We start from the raw sequence: 24,549 nt of genomic DNA, 5'->3' as shown, positions 1-24,549 counted from the left end.
CCGCCGGTGGCGGCGGACGGTCCCGGGAACGCCACGAGGGGCGCCGGACCGGAGTCCGACGCCCCTCGTGGGCAGTGCTGGCGCTGTCAGCCGGCGACCACGTCCAGGGTGACCGGGACGTTGACCTCCGGGTGGACCCGCACCGTGACGGTGTGGGTGCCCACGCTCTTGATGCTGCTGGGCAGCTCGATCCGGCGGCGGTCGAGCTCCGGGCCACCAGCGGCGGTGACCGCAGCGGCGACGTCGGCGGTGGTGATCCGGCCGAAGAGCCGGCCACCGTCTCCGGAGCGGGCCGGCAGCGTGACGGTGAGCCCGGACAGCCGCGCGGCGACCGCCTGGGCCTCCTCGAGGGTCCGGACGTCCCGGGCGGCACGCGCCCGGCGCAGGCTCTCGACCTGCTTCTCGGCACCCCGGGTGGCCACGATGGCCAGCCCGCGGGGCAGGAGGTAGTTGCGGGCGTACCCGCCCTTCACCTCGACGGTGTCCCCGGCAGAGCCGAGGCCGTTGACCTCCTGGGTCAGGATCAGCTTCGTCGCGCTCATGTCAGCGCGCCGTGGAGGTGTAGGGCAGCAGGGCCATCTCGCGGCTGTTCTTCACGGCCACGGCGACGTCACGCTGGTGCTGGCTGCAGTTGCCGCTGACGCGGCGGGCACGGATCTTGCCGCGGTCGGAGATGAACTTCCGCAGCAGGGTCGTGTCCTTGTAGTCGACGCCGGTCGCCTTGTCCTTGCAGAACTGGCAGACCTTCTTCTTGGGCTTGCGAACGGGGGGCTTGGGCACTGGGTTCTCCAGAGATCAGTACAGGGAGGTGGATCAGAAGGGGGGCTCGTCGGAGGACGCCGGCGGGGTCGACCAGGGGTCGCTGGCACCGCCACCGGAGAAGCTGCCACCGCCGCTGTTGCCGCCGCCACCGCCACCGAAGCCACCGCCGCCGCCGCCCTCGGAGCGGGCAGCGCGGGTGACCTTGGCCGTGGCGTAGCGGAGCGAGGGGCCGATCTCGTCGACCTCGAGCTCGATGACGGTGCGCTTCTCGCCTTCCTTCGTGTCGAAGGAACGCTGCTTGAGGCGACCGGACACGATGACCCGCGAACCGCGGGTCAGCGACTCCGCGACGTTCTCGGCGGCCTGGCGCCAGACGTTGCACCTCAGGAACAGCGCCTCGCCGTCCTTCCACTCCTGCGACTGGCGGTCGAAGGTGCGGGGGGTCGAGGCGACGGTGAAGTTGGCGACGGCGGCGCCGGACGGCGTGAACCGCAGCTCCGGGTCGGCCGTCAGGTTCCCGATGACGGTGATGACGGTCTCGCCGGCCATGGTCAGTGGGCCTCGGGGCGCATCAGCTTGGTCCGGAGCACCGACTCGTTGAGGTTGAGCTGGCGGTCCAGCTCGGCCACGGCGGCGGGCTCGGCCTGGATGTCGACGATGGCGTAGATGCCCTCGACGTTCTTCTTGATCTCGTAGGACAGCCGACGGCGGCCCCAGATCTCGGTCTTGACGGTGCCACCGGAGTTGGTGACGACGGTCAGGAACCGGTCCAGGCTGGGAGCGATGGTCCGCTCCTCGAGCTCGGGGTCGAGGATGATCATCAGTTCGTAGTGACGCACGGAGAACCCCACCTCCTCTGGTCTCAGCGGCCGCAGTACATCTGCAGCAGGAGGGTCGTACACGCGTCGCACGTCCCGTCGGTGACCCGCAGGAGCGGGCATCGGTCGGGACGCGCACCGCACAGGCTACCAGCGCGGCTCTCAGGGACGCCGGGCGCGGCGGACCTTGACCAGCGCCGACGAGGTGCCGGCCAGCGCGATGACCGCCAGCAGCGCCGGGACGCTCAGCCCGGGGGCCGGCAGCGCCGCGTCGTCCGAGGCGACCGAGACGTCCTCGCCGCTCTCGTCCAGCGGGTTGCCCAGACCGGCCAGCGCACCGTACGTCGGCGCACCGGAGCCGTCCGGTCCACCGGCCAGGCCCCCGCTGCCGGAGCCCCCGCTGGCGGACGCCGGGCCCGCGCCGGCCACCGAGCCGGGCACCCCGAGACGGGACGGGTCGAACGCCGTGCCGGCGGCCGAGGTCGGCGACAGCTGGGCGGCGCCGCTCGGGGTGCCGTAGGCGTACCCCGTGCCGCCCACCGGGGGCGGCAGGACGGCGGCCGGCTGCTCGGTGCCCCCACCGGCGGGCTGCTCGGTGGCCGGCAGCTCCGGCGCCGGGACGCCGGGGACGGGTGCGCCGGGGACCGGGACCGTCACCGCGGGCAGCTGCGGCAGGTCGACCGAGGGCAGGTTGGGCAGCGGCACGATCGTGTTGACCAGGAAGGGCGTCGGGACGCCGAGGGTGACGGTGGTCTGCTGGCCGTCGTAGCCGACCACCTGGCTCTGCGGCAGCGTCGCGAGCGCCTTGCCGGTCACGGTGCTCAGCAGCGAGCCGACGACCGAGCTGCCCGGCACCTCGGCCCGGTAGGTGTAGGTGATGGCGCAGCCGACCAGGCAGCTGCGGTCGAACCGCTCGGCCCAGGACTCGCCCGGCTTCAGCGGGTGCTGGCCGGAGGGGAGGGTGAGCGCGACGTCGGTGTGCACCACGACGGTCACCAGCGAGGGGAGCAGCCCGCCGCCGCCGACCTGGACGGTCTTGTCCTGGACCAGGTTGACGAAGGTGACCGTGCCGCCCGGGTCGATGCTCACCAGGGGCGGGGTCAGGTCCCTGACCTCGACGGTGGCGGTCGGCGCCGCGCCGGCGACCGGAGCGGACAACACGGAGCCGGTCAGCACCGCCAGCGCGCCGAGCACGGCCACCGCGACCGCCCGCCGTGCCGTCCGGCCGACCCCACCGCTGCGCATGCGACCCTGCACGCCCACCCCTCCCGCTCGCGCCCGCCGGTCACCCGCCGGACGTGCTCCCCGTCACGGGGTCAACGACCCTAGGCGCTCCGCGATACGCCCGCCCGGCGGGGAGGTGCGCCCGACTAGGGTCGCCGGGGTGGCTGAGCAGCTGATCGGCGTGCACGTCGGACCGGGTCTGACCGAGGACAACGAGCTGCTGGACGGCGGCCCGCTGGCCCGCGCGGCGGAGATGGACGCCGACGCCGTCCAGGTGTTCCTCGCCGACCCGCAGGGCTGGAAGGCGCCCAGGCCCCGCCCGGACGCCGAGCCGCTGCTCGCCTCCGACGTCGCGGTGTTCGTGCACGCCCCGTACGTGCTGAACGTGGCCTCGACCAACAACCGGATCCGGATCCCCAGCCGCAAGCTGCTGGGCCAGCACGCCGCGGCGTCGGCGGCGGTCGGCGCGCGCGGCATGGTCGTGCACGGCGGTCACGTGCTGGCCAAGGACGATCCCGCGGCCGGCGTCGACAACTGGCGCAAGACCTTCGCCCGGCAGGCCGAGGACGGCGGGTTCGGCATCCCCGTGCTGATCGAGAACACCGCGGGCGGCGACAACGCGATGGCCCGCGAGCTGGACGCCGTCGCGCGGCTGTGGGAGGCGGTGGGCGAGTTCGGCGCCGGCTTCGTGCTCGACACCTGCCACGCCTGGGCCGCCGGCTGGGACCTCGCCCGGGTGGTCGACGACGTCCGGGCGGTCACCGGTCGGATCGACCTGGTGCACCTGAACAACAGCCGCGACCCGGCGGGCTCGGGGCGGGACCGGCACGCGCCGCTGACCTCGGGGGAGATCCCGCTGGAGCTGCTGGTCGGCGTCGCCCGCGCGGCCGGTGCCCCCGTCGTCCTGGAGACCCCGGGCGACGCCGCCGGTCACGCCGAGGAGATCTCCCTGCTGCGCGAGGCCCTCGCCGGCTGAGCCCGCCGCCGCAGGGTGCGCACGTCCCGGGCGCCGTCCAGGAAGCCACCCGCGGGGTCGTCGGTGCCCGGCCAGCTGCGCCGCACCAGGTCGGCGTCGGGCTGCCAGACGTCCCGCACGACCAGCGCCATCAGGACGACGAGGGCGACGTCGCGCAGCCCGACGGCGAGGTAGAACCACTCGACGTCGACGCCGCGGTTGTCCCCGCCCAGGTAGTAGAGCATCGTCAGCGCCCAGACCAGGGCCTCGGTGGCCTGCCAGAGCAGCAGCGAGCGCCAGCGCGGCCGGGCGAGCACCGCGAGCGGCAGCAGCCAGAGCGCGTACTGCGGGCTGTAGACCTTGTTGAGCAGCAGGAACGCCGCGATCAGCAGGAACGCCAGCTGCGGCACCCGCGGGCGCAGCGGTGCGGCCAGCGCCAGCCAGACCACCCCGGCCGCGGCCAGCACCAGCAGGACGGCGACGGTCGCGTTGAGCACCGTGGGGCTCTCGCCCTCGGCCAGCGGCCCGTCCAGGAAGCCGGGCCACCAGTGCAGCACGATCGCCCAGATGCTCTCCGGGTTGGCCGGGCGGGTGTCGTTGAGGGTGAAGAACCGCGCCCAGTTCTCCGGCGCCAGGACGGCGATCGGCAGGTCGACCACCAGCCAGGCCAGGCCTGCGGTGAGCGCCGTGGTCAGCCAGGGCCGCAGCTGCCCGGCCCGCAGGCACAGCGCGAACAGCACGCCGACGACCATCACCGGGTAGAGCTTCGCCGCGATGCCCAGCCCCAGCAGCACGCCGGCGACCGCCGGGTGCCGGCGCGCCCAGGCCCACATGCCCAGCGTGGTCAGCGCGACGGCCAGCAGGTCCCAGTTGGTGAAGGCGTGCACCAGCAGGACGGGGGACAGGCCGATCATCGCGGCGTCCCACGGCCGCCGGCCGGTCAGCCCGAGCACGCCGCGGGTGACCAGCAGGGCCAGCGCCGAGAGCAGCAGGCAGGTGACCACGTAGTAGGTCTGCACCGGCACCGCGTCCGGCAGCGGCCCGATGCCCGCGGCCAGGGAGTCGTAGCCGCGGGCGATCACCGCGGACAGCTGCATCAGCCCGCCGGTGAGCACCGGGTACTCGACGGGGGAGTCCAGGTAGGGGACGTCGCCGGTGGAGAGGCCGTGGATGCCGAACAGCGGGACGGCGTCGTTGTAGCAGAGGTGCGTGTACTGCTTGGAGCCCGTCCAGTTGCCGTCGGAGCACGGCGCCTGCTTGGTCCAGGCGAGGCTGAGCACCAGCACGGTGAACAGCAGGCACACCCGCAGCGGCGTCCAGAACAGCGCCCGGCCGGTGACCGCGTGCCGGCCCCACGGGCCACCGACGGCCTCGCTGGCCTGCACCACCACCGGGTCGGTCCAGCTGGGCACCACCCGGTCCGGCCACGGCGGAGCCGCGACCTGGGGCACCTCCGTGACCGGCCGCCGCGCCGGCGCGGACACCGCGGGCCCGCCCCCCGGCCGGTCGGCCGGGACGGACGGGCCCGTCGGTGTTCCGCTCACGCGGTCAGTCTGCCTGCTGGCCTCAGCCGTTCGGCGGTCCTCCCGGTACCGGGATGCTGAACGTCGGCCGGCCCGCCGCGGTCGACGGCGAGGGCACCGGCACGGTCGGCGTCACCGGCACCGTCTCGGTCGTCTCAACCGGCACCTCGCTGGTGGTGGCCGGGGCCTGGCTGGTCGGCGCGGGAGCCCGGCTGGTGACCGGCGCCGGCGCCTCGGAGGTGGTTGCCGGCGCCTCCTCCGTCTCCTCCGGGACGCTCAGCTCCGGGTCGCCCTTGATCAGCGCCTTGCTGGGCAGCGGCTCCTCGGGGGTGCCGGCCAGCACGGCGTCCATGTACTGCTGCCAGATCGCACCGGGCAGCCCCGAGCCGTAGATGATCCCGCCCGCGGCGTTCTCGATCGGCGCGATGCCCTGGGTGCCCATCCACACCGCGGTGGAGATCGACGGCGTGTACCCGACCATCCAGGCGTCGGAGTTGTTCACCGCGTCGATGCCCTGGGTGCCGGTCTTGCTGGCCACCGGGCGGTTGCCGTCGAGCGCGCGCTTGGACGTCGAGGCGACGTCCTCCATGGCGAAGGTGACGTCGCTGGCGACGTCGGCCGGGATCACCTGGTTCGCGCCGGCGCTGCCGTCGATCGTCTTGAGCACGGTGCCCGCGCTGTCGGCGATGGTCGCGACGAAGTGCGCCGGGTGGTAGACCCCGCCGGCGGCGAAGGTGGCGAAGCCGACCGCCTGCTGGATCGGCCGCACCGGGTACTCGCCGATGCCGATCGCCCCACCGGTGTCGTTGGTCGTCGGGATGCTCAGCGACTCGAAGCCGGCGACCCCCACGGGAGCCGTCGGGTCGTCGGCGGGCCACACCTCGGGGATGCCGGCCGCCGCCCGCGCCGTCGCGGCCACGTTCTCCGCGCCCACCTCGTAGGCGAGGCCGTAGAAGGTGGTGTTCAGCGACCGGGTGATCGCCTCCTTGAGCGTGCAGTTGGCGCACTGCGCGTTGCCGGAGTTGCGCACCGGCTGCTCGCGGTCGGGGAACTCCTGCGGCGAGGTGCCGTCCCGCCGGGTGTCGACGCTGTAGCCGTTCTGCAGCGCGGTCGCCAGCGTGTACGGCTTGAACGACGAGCCCGGCTGCTTGAGCGCCTGCGCGTAGTCGGTCGTGTCGACGGCGGGGTCCTGGCTGCTGCTCTGCGCGTTGCCGTAGTAGGCGAGCACGCCACCGGTCTTCGGGTCGACCGAGACCAGCGCCTGGCGCAGCGTGCCGTCCTCGTTCTCGCCGGTCATCACGTCGTTCACCGCGGCGACGGCGGCGTCCTGGTAGCCCTTGTTGACCGTGGTGGTGATGCGCAGCCCGGCGGCCTCGATGTCGTCGTAGCCGTGCTCGCGCATCTCCTTCTTCACCAGGTTGACGATGAAGCCCTCCGGCCCGGGCGGCGTGCCGTTGGTGTTGCCGGTGTTGGGCAGCACGCCGGGGTACACCATCGGGGCGCGGGCCGCGGAGTCCAGCCAGCCCTCGCCGACCATGGCGTCCAGCACCAGGCCCCAGCGGTCGGCGGCCTCCTCGGGGTTGTTCGCCGGGTCGTAGTAGCTGGGGCTGCGCACCAGCACCGCCAGGACGGCGCCCTGCTCGGCGGTCAGGTCGGCCGCCTTGACCCCGAAGTACGTGCCGGCCGCCGCCTCGATGCCGTAGGCGCCGCGGCCGAAGTAGATGGTGTTCAGGTAGTTCTCGAGGATCTCGTCCTTCGTGTACTCGTTGTCGAGCTTGATCGCGAGGAAGAGCTCCTTGAACTTGCGGCTGAACGTCTGGTCCGAGCTCAGGAAGGCGTTCTTCACGTACTGCTGGGTGATCGTCGAGCCACCCTGCGTCGAGCCGCCGGTCAGGTTGTTCCAGGCGGCCCGGACGATGCCGGTGAAGGAGATGCCCGGGTCGTTGTAGAAGTTCCGGTTCTCCGCGGCCAGGATCGCGTTGCGGGCCGGCTCGGAGACCTGGGAGAGCGGGACGTTGATCCGGTTCTCGTCGGAGAGCCGCGCCATCTCGGTGACGCCGTCGGCGTAGTAGATGATCGTCGTCTGCTTGTTGGTGATCGAGTCCGGCGACGGCACCTCGGTCGAGGCGTAGACGACGCCGACGAAGACGCCGAGCATCACCATCAGGCCCACGATCGTCCCGGAGATGATCTTCAGCCAGCGGCGCCGCTTCTGCTTCGCGGTGCGCTTCTTCTTGCCGCCACCGCCACCACCGGGCGGGCGGCCCTTTCCGCTGCCCCCCGGCCGGCTGCCGCCCGTGGGCGGCTTCACCGGCGGTCGGCCGCCGCCGCCCCCACCGGAGCGGGCCGGCGCGCGGCCCGGCGCGGACGCCGAGCTGCGGGCCTTGCCGCTGACGGTCGGCCGGCGGGCGCCGCCCGCACCGCCGCTGCTCGTGGCGCGGGCGGCCGGTGGGCGGCGCACCGAGCCGGCGGAGCCGACCCGGGCGGTCTCGTCGTGGGGAGGCACTCGGTGGCCCCTTCCTGCAGGTCGTGGGTGGTCGGGCAGCAGCGTGGTCGCGCGTCCGGTGCACCCAGGGTGACGTCTTCAGCTGTGCGCCGCGGCGGGCAGGCGGCATCGCGGTCCGGCAGGAGCCGGTCCGACGGCGACTACTCGGTCGCCGCCCGGCGGCGGGTCTTGCGTGGTGCCCGGCCGGGCACCAGCTCGGCGCCCAGCACGTAGGAGGTGACGAGGTGGTTCCAGCCGCAGCCGCGGCACACCTCGACCGTGTACACGGAGAACTCGTCCTGCGCAGCGTCCATCCGGGCCAGCTCCGGCCCGGTCTTCGCCTGCCCGGACACCGGGCCCAGCCCGTCGCCGTAGACGTAGCTGACCAGCGTCAGCCTCTCCCGGCGGCAGATCGGGCACGGCGAGTCGGTCGGCTCCCCGTGGTACTTCGCCGCCCGGGACAGGTAGGGGCTCGCATCGCAGACCTCGAGCAGACCGGTCCGCCCCGCGTGCACCTCGGCGATGAGTGCGCGCCGCTGCAGCGCGTAGTCCACCACCGACCGTCGTCCGGGCACGGCCGCCAATGTACGCACCGGAGGCCGCCCGTTGGGCCTCCTCCGATGTCGACACGGCACCCGTCCCGGCCGCTGGGTGGCCGGTGGACGGCGGGTGTGCGCCCGCTGGGCGACCGCTGGGCAGCCCGCCGGACTTGCGGTCCGGACACGTCACCGATGTATCGTCTCGATACATCGACCTGGTGAACGCCGGGCGAACGAGGAGGTGGCGACGTGCTCGAGTTCGCCATCCTCGGGCTGCTGCAGCAGTCGCCGATGCACGGCTACGAGCTGCGCAAGGAGCTCGCCGCGGTGCTCGGCGGCCTCCGCTCGATCTCCTACGGGTCGCTCTACCCGGCGCTCAAGCGGCTGCAGGCCGCCGGGCTGATCGCCAGCGACGACCCGACCCCGCGGTCGCTGCTCCCGGCCGACGCCCCGGCGCTGACCGGCCGGCGCGGCAAGGTCGTCTACACGATCACCGCCGAGGGCAAGGAGCGCTTCCACGACCTGGTCAGCGACACCGGCCCGGAGGCCTACGACGACGAGGGCCGCTTCGGCGTCCACCTGGCCTTCTTCCGGCACACCGCGGCCGACGTGCGGCTGCGCATCCTCGAGGGCCGGCGGCGCACCGTCGAGCGGCAGCGCGACCGGCTGATGGACTCGCTGCGCCGCACCCAGGAGAAGCTCGACCGCTACACCCTCGAGCTGCAGCGCCACGGTCTGGACTCCGTCGACCGCGAGGTCCGCTGGCTCACCGAGCTGATCGACAGCGAGCGGGACGACGCCCGCGCCGCAGCCGCCCGGGCGGAGCAGACGCCCCCACCGACCGCACCACCGAGCGAGACCAGCACCACCTGAACAGCACCACCCGCACGTGATCGCACACATCGTCCGGGCCCACGGGTCCGCCGGAGGGAGACAGTCCATGCCCAAGGTCAAGGTCGCCATCGTCGGCGTCGGCAACTGCGCCGCCTCGCTCGTCCAGGGGGTCGAGTACTACCGGGACGCCGACGAGTCGGCATCGGTCCCCGGGCTGATGCACGTCCGCTTCGGCGAGTACCACGTGTCCGACATCGAGTTCGTCGCCGCCTTCGACGTCGACGCCAAGAAGGTCGGCCGCGACCTCTCCGAGGCCATCGTCGCGAGCGAGAACAACACCATCAAGATCGCTGACGTGCCGCCGCTCGGCGTCACCGTCCAGCGCGGCACCACCCTCGACGGGCTCGGCAAGTACTACCGCGAGATCGTCGAGGAGTCCGACGACTCCCCGGTGGACATGGTGACGGCGCTGCGCGAGTCCGGCGCCGACGTCCTGGTCTGCTACCTGCCCGTCGGCTCCCAGCAGGCCGCGGAGTTCTACGCGCAGGCCGCCATCGACGCCAAGGTCGCCTTCGTCAACGCCCTCCCGGTCTTCATCGCCGGCACGCCCGCGTGGGCGCAGAAGTTCACCGACGCCGGTGTGCCGATCGTCGGCGACGACATCAAGAGCCAGGTCGGCGCCACCATCACCCACCGGGTGCTGGCCAAGCTCTTCGAGGACCGCGGGGTGCAGCTGGACCGCACCATGCAGCTCAACGTCGGCGGCAACATGGACTTCAAGAACATGCTCGAGCGCGAGCGCCTGGAGTCCAAGAAGATCTCCAAGACCCAGTCGGTGACCAGCCAGGTCGACCGCGACATGGGCAAGGGCAACGTGCACATCGGCCCGTCGGACCACGTGCCGTGGCTCTCGGACCGCAAGTGGGCCTACGTCCGCCTGGAGGGTCGCGCGTTCGGTGACGTGCCGCTGAACCTCGAGTACAAGCTCGAGGTCTGGGACTCCCCGAACTCGGCCGGCATCATCATCGACGCCGTCCGCGCCGCGAAGATCGCCAAGGACCGCGGCATCGGCGGCCCGATCCTCTCGGCGTCCTCCTACTTCATGAAGAGCCCGCCGGAGCAGTACAGCGACAGCGAGGCGCGCGACGCCGTCGAGGCGTTCATCCGGGGCGACCTGGAGCGCTGAACGAGGACGACGGCCCGCCTCCCTGCTCCGGCAGGGCGGCGGGCCGTCGTGCGTCCCGGCCCGGGAGGCCGCGCCTCCTACGCTCTGGGCATGCGCTCCTCCCGCCGTCCCGGTCCGCTGCGGCTGGTCGTGCTCTCCGCCGTCGCCGCCCTGGTCGCGGTCCTCGCCGGCTGCAGCGGCGACGAGCCCACCGAGCGCCGGCCCGGGGACGCGGTCACCTCCGAGGAGGCGGCCGTCCTGGCCGAGGTGCTCTACAACGACCTCCAGGAGGGCGGCGCCGACTTCGAGGTCAGCGCCCCCTTCGCCGAGGGCGCCCTGCTGACCCTGACCGGCGAGGTCGACTTCAGCCGGTCCACCGGCCGCGCCCAGGCCGTCACCACCTACAGCGACGGGCAGCCCGAGGAGACCCGCACGCTGTTCTTCACCGAGAGCGAGCTGTGGCAGGGCGACGTGCCGGGTCTGGCCGAGGCCGTCACGGCGGCGGGGCTGCCGGCGGCCGGCTACGCGCGCCGGCCGATCGCGGCGACGGACGCCACGGGCACCGCGTCGCTGCTGGACGTGCTGGTGCAGATGGTGACCCGGCTGTCGGCCCGCTCCGCGGACGACCCGCGGTCCTTCGAGGCCTACACCTGGGGCGGCACCCAGTCGGTGAACGGCCAGCTGGCGTCGGTCTTCCGCAGCGGGACCGGCGCGGAGGTCACGGTGGCCGCGGACAGCCGGCTGCTGGTGCAGTACGCGACCACGCTGCAGGACTTCCGGGTGACCATCACCCTCGACGACCACGGCCAGCGGGAGATCACCCTGCCGGCCGACACCGACGCCGTCGACCTCGCCGCGCACCCGGAGATCGCCGCCGCGCTGGGGCTGTGAGATGAGCACAGGAGGGGGCGGCCTCTTCCCCAGGTCGCCCCCTCCTGCAGGCTCTTTCCTACCAGCTCCCGGGGCTGCCGACCAGCGACACGCGGGCCGGTCCGGTCAGTTGGCGGAGGGGTCGGCCGGTGCGGTCGACAGCACCGCGAGCCGGCCGGACTGGCGGCGCAGCACCGAGCGCCACAGCTGGGGCCCGTCCGCGGCGGCGAGCACGTCCGCGGGGTCGCCGGTGACGCAGGCCCAGGCGCCCTCGGCGAGCTCACCGGCCAGCTGCCCGGCCGACCAGCCGGCGTACCCGGCGAAGACCCGCAGGCCCTCGATCTCGCCGTCCAGCAGCTCCGGGTCGCCGTCCAGGTCGACCAGGTGCACCCGGCCGGCCACCGGCCGGAGCCCGCTGTCCGGGTCCAGCGGGCCGTCACCGGCGCGGGTCGCCAGGCACAGCGCGGTGTCGGTCTCGCAGGGCCCGCCGACGTGGAAGACGCCCGGCTCGACGGCCAGCTCGGACCACCCGGGCAGGACGTCGCCGATCCGCACCTCGCTCGGCCGACCCAGCACGACGCCGATCGTGCCGGTGCCGGAGTGGTCGAGCACGTAGACGACCGCCCCGGCGAAGGTCGGGTCGGTGAGGCTCGGCATCGCGACCAGCAGCGACCCGGGCCGGACGTCGTCGAGGCACCCGACCGAGAGGGCCGGGACGGCGTTCCGCCGGCCTCGGCCTGCGGCCTGTCCGGCTGCGGGCCGACGCTCGGGGTCGGGTGACGAGGGCACCGGGTTCATCGCCTCCAGTGTGCATCAGGTCCGGAGCGGAGGGGCGACGGCGCGGCCCGGCTCGTAGTGTGGCTGGGGTGCAGCAGGCGCCCACGACCGTGCGCCACCTCCTGGTCCGCAGGGACTTCAGGAGGCTGCTGCTGACCCGTCTGGCCTCCCAGTTCGGCGACGGCGTCTTCCAGGCCGCGCTGGCCGGGACGGTGCTGTTCAACCCCCAGCAGGCCGCCGACCCGATGGGCGTCGCGGCGGGCTTCGCCGTCCTGCTGCTGCCGTACTCGCTGGTCGGCCCGTTCGCCGGGGTGTGGCTGGACCGGTGGAGCCGCCGGCAGGTGCTGCTGGTCGCCAACGTGGTGCGGGCGGTGCTGGTCGCCGTCGTCGCCGCGCTGGTGCTCGGCGGCGTCCAGGGCACGATGTTCTACGTCGCCGGGCTCGCCGTCTTCTCGGTCACCCGGTTCGTGCTCTCCGCGCTGTCGGCCGGCCTGCCGCACGTCACCGACGAGCCGTCGCTGGTGTCGGCGAACGCGCTGTCGACGACGGCCGGCGCGGTGGCCGCCGTGCTCGGGGGCGGCGTCTCCATCGGCGTCACCGGCCTGGCCGACTCCAGCTCCGGGGGGTACGCCGCGCTGGCGCTGGGCTCGGCGCTGCCCTACCTGGCGGCGGCCTGGGTCGTCTCCGGGTTCTCCCGCCCGTACCTGGGCCCCGACCACCTCACCCTGGCGGCCACGGTGAGCGCCCGCGACGTCCTGCACGGGATGGTCGCCGGCGCCCGGCACATGGTGCAGCACCGTCCGGCCACCGCGGTGCTCACCGTGATGGCCGCCCACCGGCTGTTCTACGGCGTGCTGACGCTGATGACCCTGCTGCTGTACCGGAACACCTTCACCGGCAGCACCGGCCTCTTCCGGGGCGGCCTCGCCGGGCTGGGCGAGGTGCTGGCCGCCGGCGCCACCGGCACGCTACTGGCCGCCGCGGTCACCCCGTGGGCGGTGCGCCGCTGGGGCAAGGCGCCGTGGGTGACCGGGCTGCTGGTGCTCGCCGGGGTGGGCCAGCTGGTGCTCGGCGGGCTGTTCGAGCCGCCGGCCGTCGTCGCCGCCGTCCTGACCCTCGGCTTCGTCGCCCAGGGCATCAAGATCTGCGTGGACACCACGTTGCAGGAGTCGGTGGACGACGACTTCCGCGGCCGGGTCTTCTCCGTCTACGACACCCTGTTCAACGTCACCTTCGTGGCGTCGCTGCTGGCCGGTGCGCTGCTGCTGCCCGAGTCCGGGGTGAGCCTGGCGCTGCTGGTGGCGATCGGCGGGGGCTACCTGCTCACCGCCGTCGCCTTCACCCGCTGGAGCCGGCGGCCCGGCCACTCCCTGGAGTCACCGCACGCCGCCGAGCCCGCACCGGCACCCCCGCCGGCCCCTCAGGAGCGGCCGCGCCACCAGGTGAGCAGCTCGGCCTCGGCCTCCTCGGGCGCCAAGGGCCCCCGCTCCAACCGCAGGTCCTTGAGGAACCGCCAGGCCTGACCGACCTCCGGGCCCGGGCCGATCTCCAGCAGCTCCATGATCCGGTTGCCGTCGAGGTCGGGCCGGATGCGGGAGAGGTTCTCGGCCTGCGACAGCTCGGCGATCCGCTCCTCGAGCGAGTCGTAGGTCGCCGACAGCGACGCGGCGCGCTTCCGGTTCCGGGTGGTGCAGTCCGACCGGACCAGCTTGTGCAGCCGGGGCAGCAGGTCACCGGCGTCGGTGACGTAGCGGCGCACCGCCGAGTCGGTCCACTCCCCGCGGCCGTAGCCGTGGAAGCGCAGGTGCAGGAAGGTGAGCCGGGAGACCGCCTCGATGACGTCCTTGGGGTACTTCAGGGCGGCCAGCCGCTTGCGCACCAGCTTGGCGCCGACCACCTCGTGGTGGTGGAAGGAGACCCGGCCGCGGGCCTCGTGCCGGCGGGTGGCCGGCTTCCCGATGTCGTGCAGCAGCGCGGCCAGCCGCAGCACCAGGTCCGGCGAGGGTGCCTCGGGGTCGGCGCGCTCGAGCTCGATCGCCTGGTCGAGCACTGTCAGCGAGTGCGTGTAGACGTCCTTGTGCTGGTGGTGCTCGTCGATCTCCATCCGCAGGGCGGAGAGCTCGGGCAGCACGACGTCGGACAGCCCGGTCGAGACGAACAGCTCCAGCGCGGCGCGGGGGGAGGGGTTGAGCAGCGTCCGGGAGAACTCGTGCTGCACCCGCTCCGCGGTGATCCGGCCCAGCTCGGGCGCGAGCGAGGTCATCGCCGCCACCACCTCGTCGTCCGGGGTGAGCCCCAGCTGCGCGACGAAGCGCACCGCGCGCAGCATCCGCAGCGGGTCGTCGGCGAAGGAGTCGACGGCCGCCCCGGGGGTGCGCAGCCGGCGGGCGAGCAGGTCGCCGAGCCCACCGAAGGGGTCGGTGACCGCGCGGTCGGGCCCCAGCGAGACCGCCATCGCGTTGACCGTGAAGTCCCGGCGGGCCAGGTCCTCGGTGAGCGAGCTGCCCCACGCCACCTCGGGGTTGCGCGACTCCCGGTCGTAGCGGTCGGCCCGGAAGGTGGTGATCTCCACCCGCTCGCCGCGCACCTCGGCGCCGACGGTGCCGAAGGCGATGCCGGTGTTCCACGTGGAACTGGCCCAGCCGCGCAGCACCTCGAGGGTCTGCTCGGGGCGGGCGTCGGTGGTCAGGTCCAGGTCGCCGACCGGGCGGGCGGGCTCCGCCCCGGCCGACCCGGCGGCCAGCAGGGCGTCGCGCACCGACCCGCCGACCAGGTGCACCTGGAAGCCGGCGGCGGTGAAGCGCTCGCCCAGCTCGACGAGCACGGGGGAGACCTCGACGAGCTCGCGCACCGTCTGCTGCACCGCCGGGGGGACGGGCAGGGCGGGGGGACGACGCGGCGGCTCTACGGACACGACGGTCGAGGGTAGTGCGGTTGCGCGCGCTACCCTCCTGGCATGGCTGGGACGGGCGGGCGGCAGCGCCCCGGCCGCCGCCTGCGCCGGGTCGACGAGACCTCCGCCGGCGGCCTGGTGGTCGCCGACGACGACGGGACCGGCCCCCGCGCCGCACTGATCGGCCGCACCGACCGCCGTGGCCGCCTGCTCTGGTCCCTGCCCAAGGGGCACATCGAGGAGGGCGAGACGCCGGAGGACACCGCCGTCCGCGAGGTCGCGGAGGAGACCGGGATCATCGGCGAGGTCGTCGCCCCGCTCGGGATCATCGACTTCTGGTTCGTCGCGGACGGGCGCCGGGTGCACAAGACGGTGCACCACTTCCTGCTGCGGGCCGTCGGCGGCGTGCTCTCCGACGCCGACGTGGAGGTCACCGAGGTCGCCTGGGTCCCGTTGACCGAGCTGGGTGGGCGGCTGGCCTACGCCGACGAGCGCGCGTTGGTGGAGCGCGCGCCGGGCCTGCTGGCCGACAGCGCGTGACACGGCGGGCCGCCGGCCGCGCCGACGGCCGCCCCCGGACCCCCTCCGCCGCGACGCCGCCGTCCTGCGCCGCCCGGGGCGGGGTGCTCCCGTCGCTGCTGGTGCTCGGCACCGTGCTGCTCGGCGCCCTGCCGGCCGCACCGGCGCAGGCCGCACCCGCGGTCGACAGCTCCACGGACGGCCGGCCGGTGCAGGTCACGGTGAACCGGCTCGAACCGCGCACGGTCACCCCGGGCTCGCCGATCGAGGTCGGCGTCACGCTGGTCAACGACAGCACGGAGACCTACTCCGACCTGGCCGTGCGGGTGCAGCGCGGTGAGGTGCTGACCAGCCGCCGGCAGTTCGTCGACGACCTCACCGACCCCGGCGACGCCTCGGTGGCCACCACCGAGTTCCAGGAGGTGCCCGGCGAGCTCGAGCCCGGCGACTCGGTGACCTTCACGTACACGACCACCGCCGACGTCCTGCAGCTCACCGCCGACGGCGTCTACCCGCTGCTGGTGAACCTCAACGGCACCCCGACCGGCGGCACCCCCGAGCGCGTCGGGCAGCAGTCCACCCACCTGGTCCTCGAGCAGCCGATCCCGGCCGCCCGCACCACGGTCGCCTGGCTGTGGCCGATCACCGACCGGCCGCACCGGGACGCCACCGGCGCCTTCACCGACGACGAGCTGGCCGACGAGGTCACCGACGGCGGCCGGCTGGACCGGGCCGTCGAGGTGCTCGAGCAGCTGCCGCGCACCGGTGGCGCCGCACCGGCCGACGGCGACCCCGCCGTCCCGGTGACCCTGGCCGTCGACCCGGCACTGCTGGAGGAGCTGTCGGTCATGGCCGCCGGCCCCTACCGCGCCGGCGGCGGCGACGGCTCCGGCACCGAGGACGCCGCGGACCTGCTGGACCGGCTGCGCCGGCTCGCCGGGGAGCTGCCGGTGGTCGCGCTCGGCTACGCCGACGTCGACGCCGACGCCCTGGTCACCGCCGGCCAGGCCGCCGCGGTCACCCGCAGCCTCCCGACGGGCACCGCGCGCCAGCCGGCGGACGGCGACGACGCCGGCACCCCGGCGGGCGAGGGCGCACCGGCCGGTGCCGAGGGCGGCCCGGGCGCCGGGGCCGCGGTCGTCCGCGAGGTCCTCGGCGTCGACCCGCGCACCGACCTCGCCTGGCCGGCGGGCACGACCGTGTCCGCACCCACGCTGGACACGCTGCAGGCCGGCGGCGTCGAGACCGTGGTGCTGCCCGACACCGCGCTGACCGACGGCGACCTCGCCGTCGGCGGCGGGGGCGAGCCGGCCGCCGCACGCAGCACGCTGACCACCGCCGGCGGCGACATCTCGGTGCTGGTCGCCGACAGCCGGCTCACCGACGTCGTGGCGGACGCGACGCCCGGGTCCGGCGACGGCCGGCTGGTCGAGCAGCGCTACCTGGCCGAGCTGGCGGCGCTGACCGGTCAGCTCGCCGCGCGCGAGCCCGGCACCCCGCAGACCGTGCTGGTCACCCCGCCCCGCCGGGTCGACCCCGACCCGGCGACCGTGGCGGCGATGATCTCCGACACCGCGACCCAGCCCTGGCTGGCCGCCGGCTCGCTGGACGCGCTGGCCGACGGGCCGTCGGTCGCCGCCGGTGACCTGGCTGCCGGCGACAGCACCGGGGCCCGGCTGCCGGCCGACGGGCTGGCCGGCATCACCGAGACCATGCGGGTGCGCGACGACTTCGCCGACGCCGTCGTCGGCGACACCGACGCGGTGCTGGCCGGCTACGACGCCGCCATCGCCCGGGCCGGCTCGGCGCAGTGGCGCACCGACCCCGAGGGCTTCGCCGCCTCCGCCGCCGACCTGCGGGACACCGTGGCGCAGCTGCGCGACCAGGTGACCCTGCTCGCGCCGGTCGACGGCACGTACAGCCTGGCCTCCAGCGACGCCCCGCTGGTGCTGACCGTGCAGAACGACCTGCCCTTCGCCGTCGACGTGCGGCTGGAGCTGCAGGCGCGCGGCAACGTCGGGCTCACCACCGACGACATCGGCGTCACCACCCTGGAGCCCTCCTCCCGGACCACCCTGCAGGTGCCCGCGCACGTCCGGCAGTCCGGTGGCTTCGCCGTCACCGCCCGGCTGACGACGCCCGGCGGAGAGCCGCTGGGCGACGACGTGCAGATGCAGGTCAAGAGCACCGCCTACGGGCCGATCACCCTCGGCATCACCATCGGCGCGGCCGCGCTGCTCGGCCTGCTCTTCCTGCGCCGCGCGGTCCGGTTCGTGCTCAAGCGCCGCCGCGGCGAGCCCGAGGCCGACCCGCTGCTCGACGGCGTCTCCGCGGTGCCGCCCACCCGGAGCCCGGTGTGACCGGCGGCCCCGGGGCCGGCGCGCGCGAGGACCAGCAGGCCGACCCGCCACGCGGGCGGCCGCGGCCTGCGGTGCCGCTGCCCCCGCCGCCGTACAAGAACGTGCCCGCGCCACCCGCCGCCGGGCGCCCGCCGGTGCCCCCCGCCTCGCGGCCGGCGACCGGCGCCCGGCCCGCGGTGCCGGCTGCCCGGCCCCGCCCGCTGCCGCCGGTGCCCCCGCCGACCGGCTCCCGGCCCGCGGTGGTCCCGGCCCCCCCGGCCGCGCCCCCCGTCGCACCCCCGGTCGCGCCACCCGTCGCCCCTCCCGTCGCCCCTCTCGTCGCCCCTCCCGTCGTCGCCGAGGCCCCCCGGCGGCGCACCGTGCTGCCACCGGTGCCCCCGCCCACCCGGGTGCGCCGGTTCGTGCCGGGCCCCGACGACACCCAGCTGATCCCGGCGTTCCCGGTCGTCCAGCCGGCCGAGGACGAGGACGAGGCGGCCACCGAGCTCCGCGAGGGCGCCCCCGGCGCGAGCGGCGGCATCCTGCGCGCGGCCGGGACCATGGCCGTGGCCACCTTGGTCAGCCGGCTCACCGGGCTGCTGCGCACCGTGGTGATCGCCGCGGCGCTCGGCGTCGGCCTGGTCAACGACGCGTACAACACCGCGAACACGCTGCCCAACCTGGTCTACGAGCTGCTGCTGGGCGGGGTGCTGTCCTCCGTCGTCGTCCCGCTGCTGGTGCAGGCCCAGGAACGCGACCGGGACGGCGGCGTCGGCTACGCGCAGCGGCTGATGACCGTCGCCACCGCCGGGCTGCTGGTGATCACCGGGCTCGCCGTGCTGGCCGCCCCGCTGCTGACCCGGCTGTCGGACATCTCCGGGAACGCCGAGCAGGTGGCGCTGGCCAACTGGCTGGCCCGGCTGCTGCTGGTCGAGATCGTCTTCTACGGCCTGGGCGCGCTGGTCACCGCGGTGCTCAACTCGCGCGGCGTCTTCGGCGCCCCCGCCTGGGCCCCGGTGCTCAACAACGTGGTCGTCATCGCCACCGGCCTGCTGTTCATCGCCGCCAGCGGGCCGGGCGAGCTGACCGAGGTCACGATCAGCGAGTACCAGGTCTGGCTGCTGGGCATCGGCACCACGGCGGGGATCGCCGTCCAGTCGATCGTGCTGCTGCCGCTGATGCGCAAGGCCGGGGTGCCGCTGCGCCCGCGGTTCGCGCTGCGCGGCACCGGGCTGGCCGAGGTCGGCTCGCTGGGCCTCTGGGTGGTCGCCTACGCCGCGATCAGCCAGGTGGGCGTCATCGTCGCCATGCGGGTGGCCAACGCCGCCGGCCGCGCGGAGGGGCTGGGCTCGGCCGCCTTCGCGATCGCCAGCCTGCTGTTCCAGATGCCCTACGGGATCATCGGCGTCGCGCTGCTCACCGCCCTGCTGCCGCGGATGAGCCGCGCGGCCGCCCGGCACGACCTGGACGGCGTGGTCGCCGACCTGACCCTGGGCACCCGCCTCTCGGCGACCGGCCTGCTCCCGGTCACCGCGCTGCTGGTCGTGCTGGGCCCGGCGGTCGCCACGGTGGCCTTCGGCTACGGCAACACCAGCGTCGACCAGGCGCGCGCGATCGGCGTCGCCCTGGCCTGGGGCGCGTTCGGGCTGCTGCCGATGGCGGTCACCCTGCTGCAGCTGCGGGTGTTCTACGCCATGAAGGACGCCCGCACCCCCACCTTCATCCAGCTGGCGATGGTCGCCGTCCGGGTGCCGCTGCTGCTGCTCGTCCCGGCGCTGGTCGGGCCCGAGGACGTCGTCGCCGGGCTGATGATCGCCACCAGCACGACCTACCTGATGGGCTGGCTGGCCGGCAGCATCGCGCTGCGCCGCAAGCTGGGCGTGCGCAGCGGTCCGGACGCCGGCCGGACGGTCGCGCGGATGGCGCTGGTGTCCGCGGTGGCGGCCGTGCTGGGGTGGGCCGCGGTGTCGCTGGCCGGCCGCTCCCTGGGGACGTCGGTACCGGGCTCGCTCGGGACGGTCCTCCTCGGTACCGTGGTCATCGGCAGCGCGGTGGTCGCGGGTGCCGTGGTGGTCGGCGTCCCGGAGGTCCGGGCCGCGCTGACCGGCGTCCGGGCGCGGCTCGGGCGGTCACGGTGACCGGGGCGTGCGCCGCCTGACCCGGGGACGCCGTCCCCGGCAGTGAGCGAGCAGGGGGTCGGCAGCGTCCGTGACGTCGACGACAACCGGGCTGCCCGACCGCTACCGCCCGCTGGACCAGGTCGCCCCCGACGAGGAGACGCCGACCGGCGTCATCCGCTCCTGGCGCGCCCGCGACCGGGTGCTCAACCGTGACGTGGCGCTGCGCGTGCACACCCCCGGCGGTCCGGCCGCCCGGGAGTGGATCACCCGCGCCCTGACCGCCGGCGGGCTGGCCACCCCGGCCCTCTCGATGGTCTACGACGCCGCCGAGGGCACCGGTGGCACCGAGCCCGGTGGCGCCGCCTACGTGGTCAACGAGTGGATCGAGGGCACCCGGCTCTCCGACCGGCTCGCCACCGAGGGCCCGCTGCCCGAGCGCGAGGCCCGGGCCCTGGTGCGCCGGCTCGCCGAGGGCGTCGCCGAGGCCCACCGGGTGGGGCTCGCCGTCGGCGGCCTGACCCCCGAGCACGTCGTGCTGCGCCCGGGCGGGCTGGTCGGCCTGCTGTCCGTGCCGGCGGCCAGCGGCACCGAGAAGGGCGACATCGCCGCCCTGGGGGCGCTGCTGGAGCTGTGCCTCACCGGCGAGCGGTCCGACCTCCCCGGCGCGCGCCCCACCGTGATCAGCTCCCCCGACCTGGCCGCCCTGGTCCGCCGGGCCCGCTCCACCGACCCGGCCACCGGGTTGTCCAACGTCAGCACCATGGCCTCGCTGCTGGCCGAGCGCCCCCGGCCCGGTGCCGGCGCGGGCACCGGCCCGCAGGACGCCGTGCGGCCCGACGGCTTCACCGACAGCGGCTGGATGCGGCGGCTGCGCGACCGCCGCGACCTCGTCGACGCCGAGGAGGCCCGGCGCGACGACCCCGACGGCGAGCAGCCCGTGCGGCTGGACCGCAACACCCTGCCGCCGGTCCCCGGCGCGGGGCTGGCCCGCCCGCTCTCGGCCCGCCCCCCGGCCCCCGCCGACGAGGACGACGACCTCGACTGGGGCGAGACCTTCGCCGCCGAGGACGACCCGGCCGACGACGACGGGCCGCCGACCACCGCCCGCCGCCGGTTCGCCGTCGCCGGGGTGCTGGTCATGGCGCTGGCCCTGGTCATCGCGGCCGCCCTCTGGTTCGGCAACAACGTGCTCTCGGTCGCCGGCAACGTCGACCAGGACGGCGCCGGCTCCACCCCGCCGTCCGGCAGCGCGACGACCGGCGGTCCGGCGTCCAGCTCGGCCCCGGCGGCCGGTGCGCCGGCCACCATCGCCTCGGCCGGCGTGTTCGACCCGTTCGGCGACGGCGAGCCGGAGAACGACGACGAGGTCCCGCTGACCTTCGACGGCGACCCGACGACCACCTGGTCGACGCTGAACTACCGGGGCTCGGCCGACTTCGGGAACCTCAAGCCCGGCGTGGGCATCGTCTACGACCTGGGCAGCGAGCAGTCGCTGGCCGGCGTCACCCTGACCACCACCACCCCCGGCGCCACGGTCGAGGTGCGCACCGGCGGCACGCCCGACGGCGACCTGGACGCGTTCACCGTCGCCACCGACGCCGAGCTCAGCGGCACCGACGAGCTCACCTTCGCCGAGCCGGTCTCCACCCGCTACGTGCTGGTGTGGGTGACCGGGCTGGTCGCCAACGACGACGGCTTCGGCGCCGACCTGGCCGAGGTCACGGTCACCGCAGCGGGCTGATCCCGGCCTTCCGGCTCACGGGCGACCCGTGGGACACCGTGGAATAGCGCCCCTACCCTGTCGGTTGTGCCGCCTGTGACGAACGACCAGCCCACTCCCGGCCCCGCGGTCTCGACCGACGGCCCGCCCGCCATCCCGCCGGCGGAGCACGACGGGATCCGCGACCTGATCATCATCGGGTCCGGTCCGGCCGGGTACACGGCCGCGACCTACGCCGCCCGCGCGAACCTGCACCCGCTGGTGTTCGAGGGCTCGCAGTTCGGCGGCGCGCTGATGACCACCACCGAGGTGGAGAACTTCCCCGGGTTCCCCGAGGGCATCCAGGGCCCCCAGCTCATGGACGACATGCGCACCCAGGCCGAGCGCTTCGGTGCCGAGCTCGTCGCCCGTGACGTCACCGAGGTCGACCTGACGGCCGACCCCAAGGTGGTCAAGGTCGGCGACGAGGTGCACCTCGCGCACGCGGTCATCGTCGCCACCGGCTCCAAGTACCGCTACCTCGGCCTGGACAACGAGCAGCGCCTGCTCGGCCGCGGGGTGTCGGCCTGCGCCACCTGCGACGGCTTCTTCTTCCGCGACCAGGACATCGTGGTCGTCGGCGGTGGCGACTCCGCGATGGAGGAGGCCACCTTCCTGACCCGCTTCGCCAAGTCGGTCACCGTGGTGCACCGCCGTCCCGAGCTGCGCGCCTCGAAGATCATGCAGAAGCGCGCTCTGGACAACGAGAAGATCCGCTGGGCGCTGGGCAAGCAGGTCACCGACGTCCACGGCGAGCAGACCGTGGCGGCGGTCGAGCTGACCGACGTCGCCACCGGCGCGACCGAGCAGCTGCCGGTCACCGGGCTGTTCGTCGCGATCGGGCACGACCCGCGCACGGAGCTGTTCGTCGGCCAGCTGAAGCTGGACGACGAGGGCTACGTCGTCGTCGACCACCCGACCACGCGCACGAACATCGAGGGCGTCTTCGCCTGCGGTGACGTCGTCGACCACATCTACCGGCAGGCGATCACCTCGGCCGGCACCGGTGCGGCCGCCGCGATCGACGCCGAGCGCTGGCTCGCCGAGACCTTCGACGAGCGCTGAGCACCACCCGGCCGCCGCGCCCGCACGCGGCATAGATCCACCTCCCCGCCTGTTCTCCAGGCGGACCACCGAGCAACCACAGGGAGCACTCCATGGCAGGCAACACCGTGACCGTGACCGACGCCAGCTTCGCCAGTGACGTCCTGGGCAGCGACAAGCCCGTGCTGGTCGACTTCTGGGCCGAGTGGTGCGGGCCGTGCAAGATGGTCGCCCCGGTGCTCGAGGAGATCGCGGCCGAGCACAAGGACAAGCTCACCATCGCGAAGCTGAACATCGACGAGAACCCGCAGATCGCCCGCGACTACCAGGTCATGTCGATCCCGACCATGACGGTGTTCCAGGGCGGCAAGCCGGTCAAGAGCATCATCGGCGCCAAGCCCAAGGGCGCCATCCTGTCCGACCTGTCCGACTACCTCTGAGCGACCGGCCGGCCGACCGCCGGCCGCTCCCCCGAGGTACGTGATCGATGAGGCCCGCCCGTCCTGCCGGACCGGCGGGCTTCGTCGTCCCCGCCCGCTGACGGGCCTCCGGTCACCCGGTGCGCGCACCACTGGCGCACACCAGCCACAATCGTCGGTGAGCGACACCCGTCACCCGACCGAGACGACAGGAGCGATCACCTCCGCATGGACGTCCTGCGACCCGGCAGCACCGGCCCCGCCGTGGCCGAGGTGCAGGCGGTGCTGCGCTCCCTCGGCCTCCTCGACGGCGACCCGGCGCAGCCGGCCGCACCCGCGGCGGAGTTCGACCAGCCCACCGAGCTCGCCGTCCGGCACTTCCAGCAGGTGCGGGGGCTCTCGGTCGACGGCCGGGTCGGCGACGAGACCTACCGCGCGCTGCACGAGGCGCGGTGGTCGCTCGGCGACCGGCTGCTCCGCTACGACCCCGAGCGCCCGGCGCGCGGTGACGACGTCCGCCGGCTGCAGGAGCTGCTGCTCGAGCTGGGCTACGACGCCGGTCGGGCCGACGGCATCCTGGGCGCGGAGACCGAGCAGGGGCTGCGCAACTTCCAGCGCGACTACGGGCTGACCGCCGACGGCACCTGCGGCCCGGCGACCCTCCGGGCGCTCAAGCAGCTGGGCCGGCGGGTCACCGGTGGCCGCCCGCAGCTGCTCCGGCAGAGCGCGTCGATGGTCGAGTCCGGCTCGCACCTGATCGGCCGGGTCATCGTCATCGACCCCGGCCACGGCGGCGAGGACACCGGGTACACCGCGGGGGAGACCACCGAGTCCGACCTGGTCTTCGACCTCGCCTCCCGGATCGAGGGGCGGCTGGCCGCGGCCGGTGCCACCGTCTACCTGACCCGCGGCCGCACCGGCGACCCGGTCGTCGGGGAGCGCACCGCGTTCGCCAACGAGACCCGCGCCGACCTGTTCCTCTCCCTGCACATGGAGGCGCACGGCTCGGCGCACGCCCGGGGCGTGGCCAGCTACTACTACGGCACCGGCTCCGGGGCGAGCTCCACGGTCGGCGAGCAGTTCGCCAACCTGGTCCGCCGCGAGGTCATCGCGCGCACCGGCATGCTCGACTGCGGGTCGCACCCCAAGACGTGGGACATCCTGCGGATGACCCGGATGCCCGCCGTCCGGATCGACTGCGGGTACCTCTCGCACCCGGTCGACCGGCTGCTGCTGCTCGACGCCCGGCTGCGCAGCACGGTCGCCCAGGCGGTCGTCGCGGCCGTCCAGCGGCTGTTCCTGCCCGCCGAGGCGGACCCGCCGACCGGCACCTTCCTGCTGCCGCCCCGGTTGAGCTCGCCCACCGGCTGAGCGGGACCACCGGGCGGGATGCGCCGTAGACTCCCCGGGGTGACCCCTCCTGTGCCCGACCCCGCGGTCGGAACCGGTCAGGCCGGGGCGTACTCCTCCAGTGCGTCCCCGCACGTCTCCCCGCGGCACCCGC

At 74.5% G+C, this 24,549-nt stretch carries 22 protein-coding genes; 12 read left to right on the top strand and 10 right to left on the bottom strand.

Features of this window, described 5'->3' with window-relative positions:
- Positions 1–86 precede the first annotated feature (86 nt).
- The 5 genes from rplI to FHX36_RS15675 form a co-directional block, all read right to left on the bottom strand.
- Positions 87–542, bottom strand: a complete 456-nt coding sequence (rplI, locus tag FHX36_RS15695; protein WP_110552523.1) for a 50S ribosomal protein L9 — start codon at positions 540–542, stop codon at positions 87–89.
- A 1-nt stretch (position 543) separates the two neighbouring features.
- Positions 544–780, bottom strand: a complete 237-nt coding sequence (rpsR, locus tag FHX36_RS15690; protein WP_110552524.1) for a 30S ribosomal protein S18 — start codon at positions 778–780, stop codon at positions 544–546.
- Positions 781–813: 33 nt separating this feature from the next.
- Positions 814–1,311 carry a single-stranded DNA-binding protein gene (locus FHX36_RS15685; RefSeq protein WP_110552525.1) on the bottom strand — a complete coding sequence of 166 codons (498 nt, stop codon included), beginning with the start codon at positions 1,309–1,311 and terminating at the stop codon, positions 814–816.
- A gap of 2 nt (positions 1,312–1,313) precedes the next feature.
- Positions 1,314–1,601: a 30S ribosomal protein S6 gene (gene rpsF / locus FHX36_RS15680; RefSeq protein ID WP_110552526.1), complete on the bottom strand. Its 288-nt coding sequence runs from the start codon at positions 1,599–1,601 to the stop codon at positions 1,314–1,316.
- 141 nt (positions 1,602–1,742) lie between these two features.
- Positions 1,743–2,825 (bottom strand): hypothetical protein, encoded by a 1,083-nt coding sequence (locus FHX36_RS15675; RefSeq protein WP_183513887.1) that lies wholly within the window; start codon positions 2,823–2,825, stop codon positions 1,743–1,745.
- Between the two features lie 139 nt (positions 2,826–2,964).
- On the opposite strand from FHX36_RS15675, the gene FHX36_RS15670 reads away from it, so the two are divergent.
- Entirely contained in the window at positions 2,965–3,780 is an 816-nt protein-coding gene (locus FHX36_RS15670) for a deoxyribonuclease IV (protein WP_110552353.1), read from the top strand.
- Here the strand turns inward: FHX36_RS15670 and FHX36_RS15665 are convergent.
- The 3 genes from FHX36_RS15665 to FHX36_RS15655 form a co-directional block, all read right to left on the bottom strand.
- Positions 3,735–5,210, bottom strand: coding sequence for a glycosyltransferase family 87 protein (locus FHX36_RS15665; RefSeq protein ID WP_258372737.1), 1,476 nt, complete (start codon positions 5,208–5,210; stop codon positions 3,735–3,737). The two genes, FHX36_RS15670 and FHX36_RS15665, sit on opposite strands and share 46 nt — an antisense overlap.
- A gap of 115 nt (positions 5,211–5,325) precedes the next feature.
- Positions 5,326–7,788: a transglycosylase domain-containing protein gene (locus FHX36_RS15660; RefSeq protein ID WP_183513886.1), complete on the bottom strand. Its 2,463-nt coding sequence runs from the start codon at positions 7,786–7,788 to the stop codon at positions 5,326–5,328.
- Between the two features lie 140 nt (positions 7,789–7,928).
- Positions 7,929–8,342, bottom strand: a complete 414-nt coding sequence (locus tag FHX36_RS15655; protein WP_258372738.1) for a DUF5318 domain-containing protein — start codon at positions 8,340–8,342, stop codon at positions 7,929–7,931.
- A gap of 213 nt (positions 8,343–8,555) precedes the next feature.
- On the opposite strand from FHX36_RS15655, the gene FHX36_RS15650 reads away from it, so the two are divergent.
- From FHX36_RS15650 to FHX36_RS15640, 3 genes are all read left to right on the top strand, one after another.
- Positions 8,556–9,179 (top strand): PadR family transcriptional regulator, encoded by a 624-nt coding sequence (locus tag FHX36_RS15650; RefSeq protein WP_110552357.1) that lies wholly within the window; start codon positions 8,556–8,558, stop codon positions 9,177–9,179.
- A gap of 67 nt (positions 9,180–9,246) precedes the next feature.
- Positions 9,247–10,326: an inositol-3-phosphate synthase gene (locus tag FHX36_RS15645; protein WP_110552358.1), complete on the top strand. Its 1,080-nt coding sequence runs from the start codon at positions 9,247–9,249 to the stop codon at positions 10,324–10,326.
- Positions 10,327–10,416: 90 nt separating this feature from the next.
- Positions 10,417–11,196, top strand: coding sequence for a hypothetical protein (locus tag FHX36_RS15640; RefSeq protein ID WP_110552359.1), 780 nt, complete (start codon positions 10,417–10,419; stop codon positions 11,194–11,196).
- 105 nt (positions 11,197–11,301) lie between these two features.
- Here FHX36_RS15640 and FHX36_RS15635 read toward each other — a convergent pair whose 3' ends face one another.
- On the bottom strand, positions 11,302–11,832 hold the full coding sequence (locus FHX36_RS15635; protein ID WP_110552362.1) for a YqgE/AlgH family protein: 531 nt from the start codon (positions 11,830–11,832) through the stop codon (positions 11,302–11,304).
- A gap of 209 nt (positions 11,833–12,041) precedes the next feature.
- On the opposite strand from FHX36_RS15635, the gene FHX36_RS15630 reads away from it, so the two are divergent.
- Complete coding sequence (locus tag FHX36_RS15630) at positions 12,042–13,475, top strand: MFS transporter (RefSeq protein ID WP_110552360.1); 1,434 nt, start codon at positions 12,042–12,044, stop codon at positions 13,473–13,475.
- On the opposite strand, the gene FHX36_RS15625 is transcribed toward FHX36_RS15630, so the two are convergent.
- Positions 13,373–14,866 carry a CCA tRNA nucleotidyltransferase gene (locus tag FHX36_RS15625; RefSeq protein ID WP_258372740.1) on the bottom strand — a complete coding sequence of 498 codons (1,494 nt, stop codon included), beginning with the start codon at positions 14,864–14,866 and terminating at the stop codon, positions 13,373–13,375. The two genes, FHX36_RS15630 and FHX36_RS15625, sit on opposite strands and share 103 nt — an antisense overlap.
- 42 nt (positions 14,867–14,908) lie before the next feature.
- Between FHX36_RS15625 and FHX36_RS15620 the strand changes: the two genes are divergently transcribed.
- The 7 genes from FHX36_RS15620 to FHX36_RS15590 all read left to right on the top strand — a co-directional run bounded on the left by FHX36_RS15620 (position 14,909) and on the right by FHX36_RS15590 (position 24,416).
- Positions 14,909–15,385 (top strand): NUDIX hydrolase, encoded by a 477-nt coding sequence (locus FHX36_RS15620; protein WP_110552361.1) that lies wholly within the window; start codon positions 14,909–14,911, stop codon positions 15,383–15,385.
- Positions 15,382–17,724 (top strand): DUF6049 family protein, encoded by a 2,343-nt coding sequence (locus tag FHX36_RS15615; protein WP_183513884.1) that lies wholly within the window; start codon positions 15,382–15,384, stop codon positions 17,722–17,724. The genes FHX36_RS15620 and FHX36_RS15615 overlap by 4 nt, the downstream gene beginning before the upstream one ends.
- A 371-nt stretch (positions 17,725–18,095) precedes the next feature.
- Positions 18,096–19,841, top strand: a complete 1,746-nt coding sequence (gene murJ, locus FHX36_RS15610) for a murein biosynthesis integral membrane protein MurJ (RefSeq protein WP_258373067.1) — start codon at positions 18,096–18,098, stop codon at positions 19,839–19,841.
- A gap of 70 nt (positions 19,842–19,911) precedes the next feature.
- Positions 19,912–21,564 (top strand): protein kinase family protein, encoded by a 1,653-nt coding sequence (locus FHX36_RS15605; RefSeq protein WP_183513881.1) that lies wholly within the window; start codon positions 19,912–19,914, stop codon positions 21,562–21,564.
- Between the two features lie 66 nt (positions 21,565–21,630).
- A complete protein-coding gene (trxB, locus tag FHX36_RS15600; RefSeq protein ID WP_220035886.1) occupies positions 21,631–22,647 on the top strand; it encodes a thioredoxin-disulfide reductase in 1,017 nt (338 codons plus the stop codon).
- Between the two features lie 92 nt (positions 22,648–22,739).
- Positions 22,740–23,066: a thioredoxin gene (trxA, locus tag FHX36_RS15595; protein WP_110551703.1), complete on the top strand. Its 327-nt coding sequence runs from the start codon at positions 22,740–22,742 to the stop codon at positions 23,064–23,066.
- 207 nt (positions 23,067–23,273) lie between these two features.
- The gene (locus FHX36_RS15590; RefSeq protein WP_110551702.1) at positions 23,274–24,416 is read left to right on the top strand and encodes an N-acetylmuramoyl-L-alanine amidase; all 1,143 of its coding nucleotides are present in this window, start codon (positions 23,274–23,276) and stop codon (positions 24,414–24,416) included.
- Positions 24,417–24,549: the final 133 nt, after the last annotated feature.

Source organism: Modestobacter versicolor, from assembly GCF_014195485.1.
GTDB classification, from domain to species: domain Bacteria; phylum Actinomycetota; class Actinomycetes; order Mycobacteriales; family Geodermatophilaceae; genus Modestobacter; species Modestobacter versicolor.
This window is presented reverse-complemented; position numbering and strand designations above follow the sequence as displayed.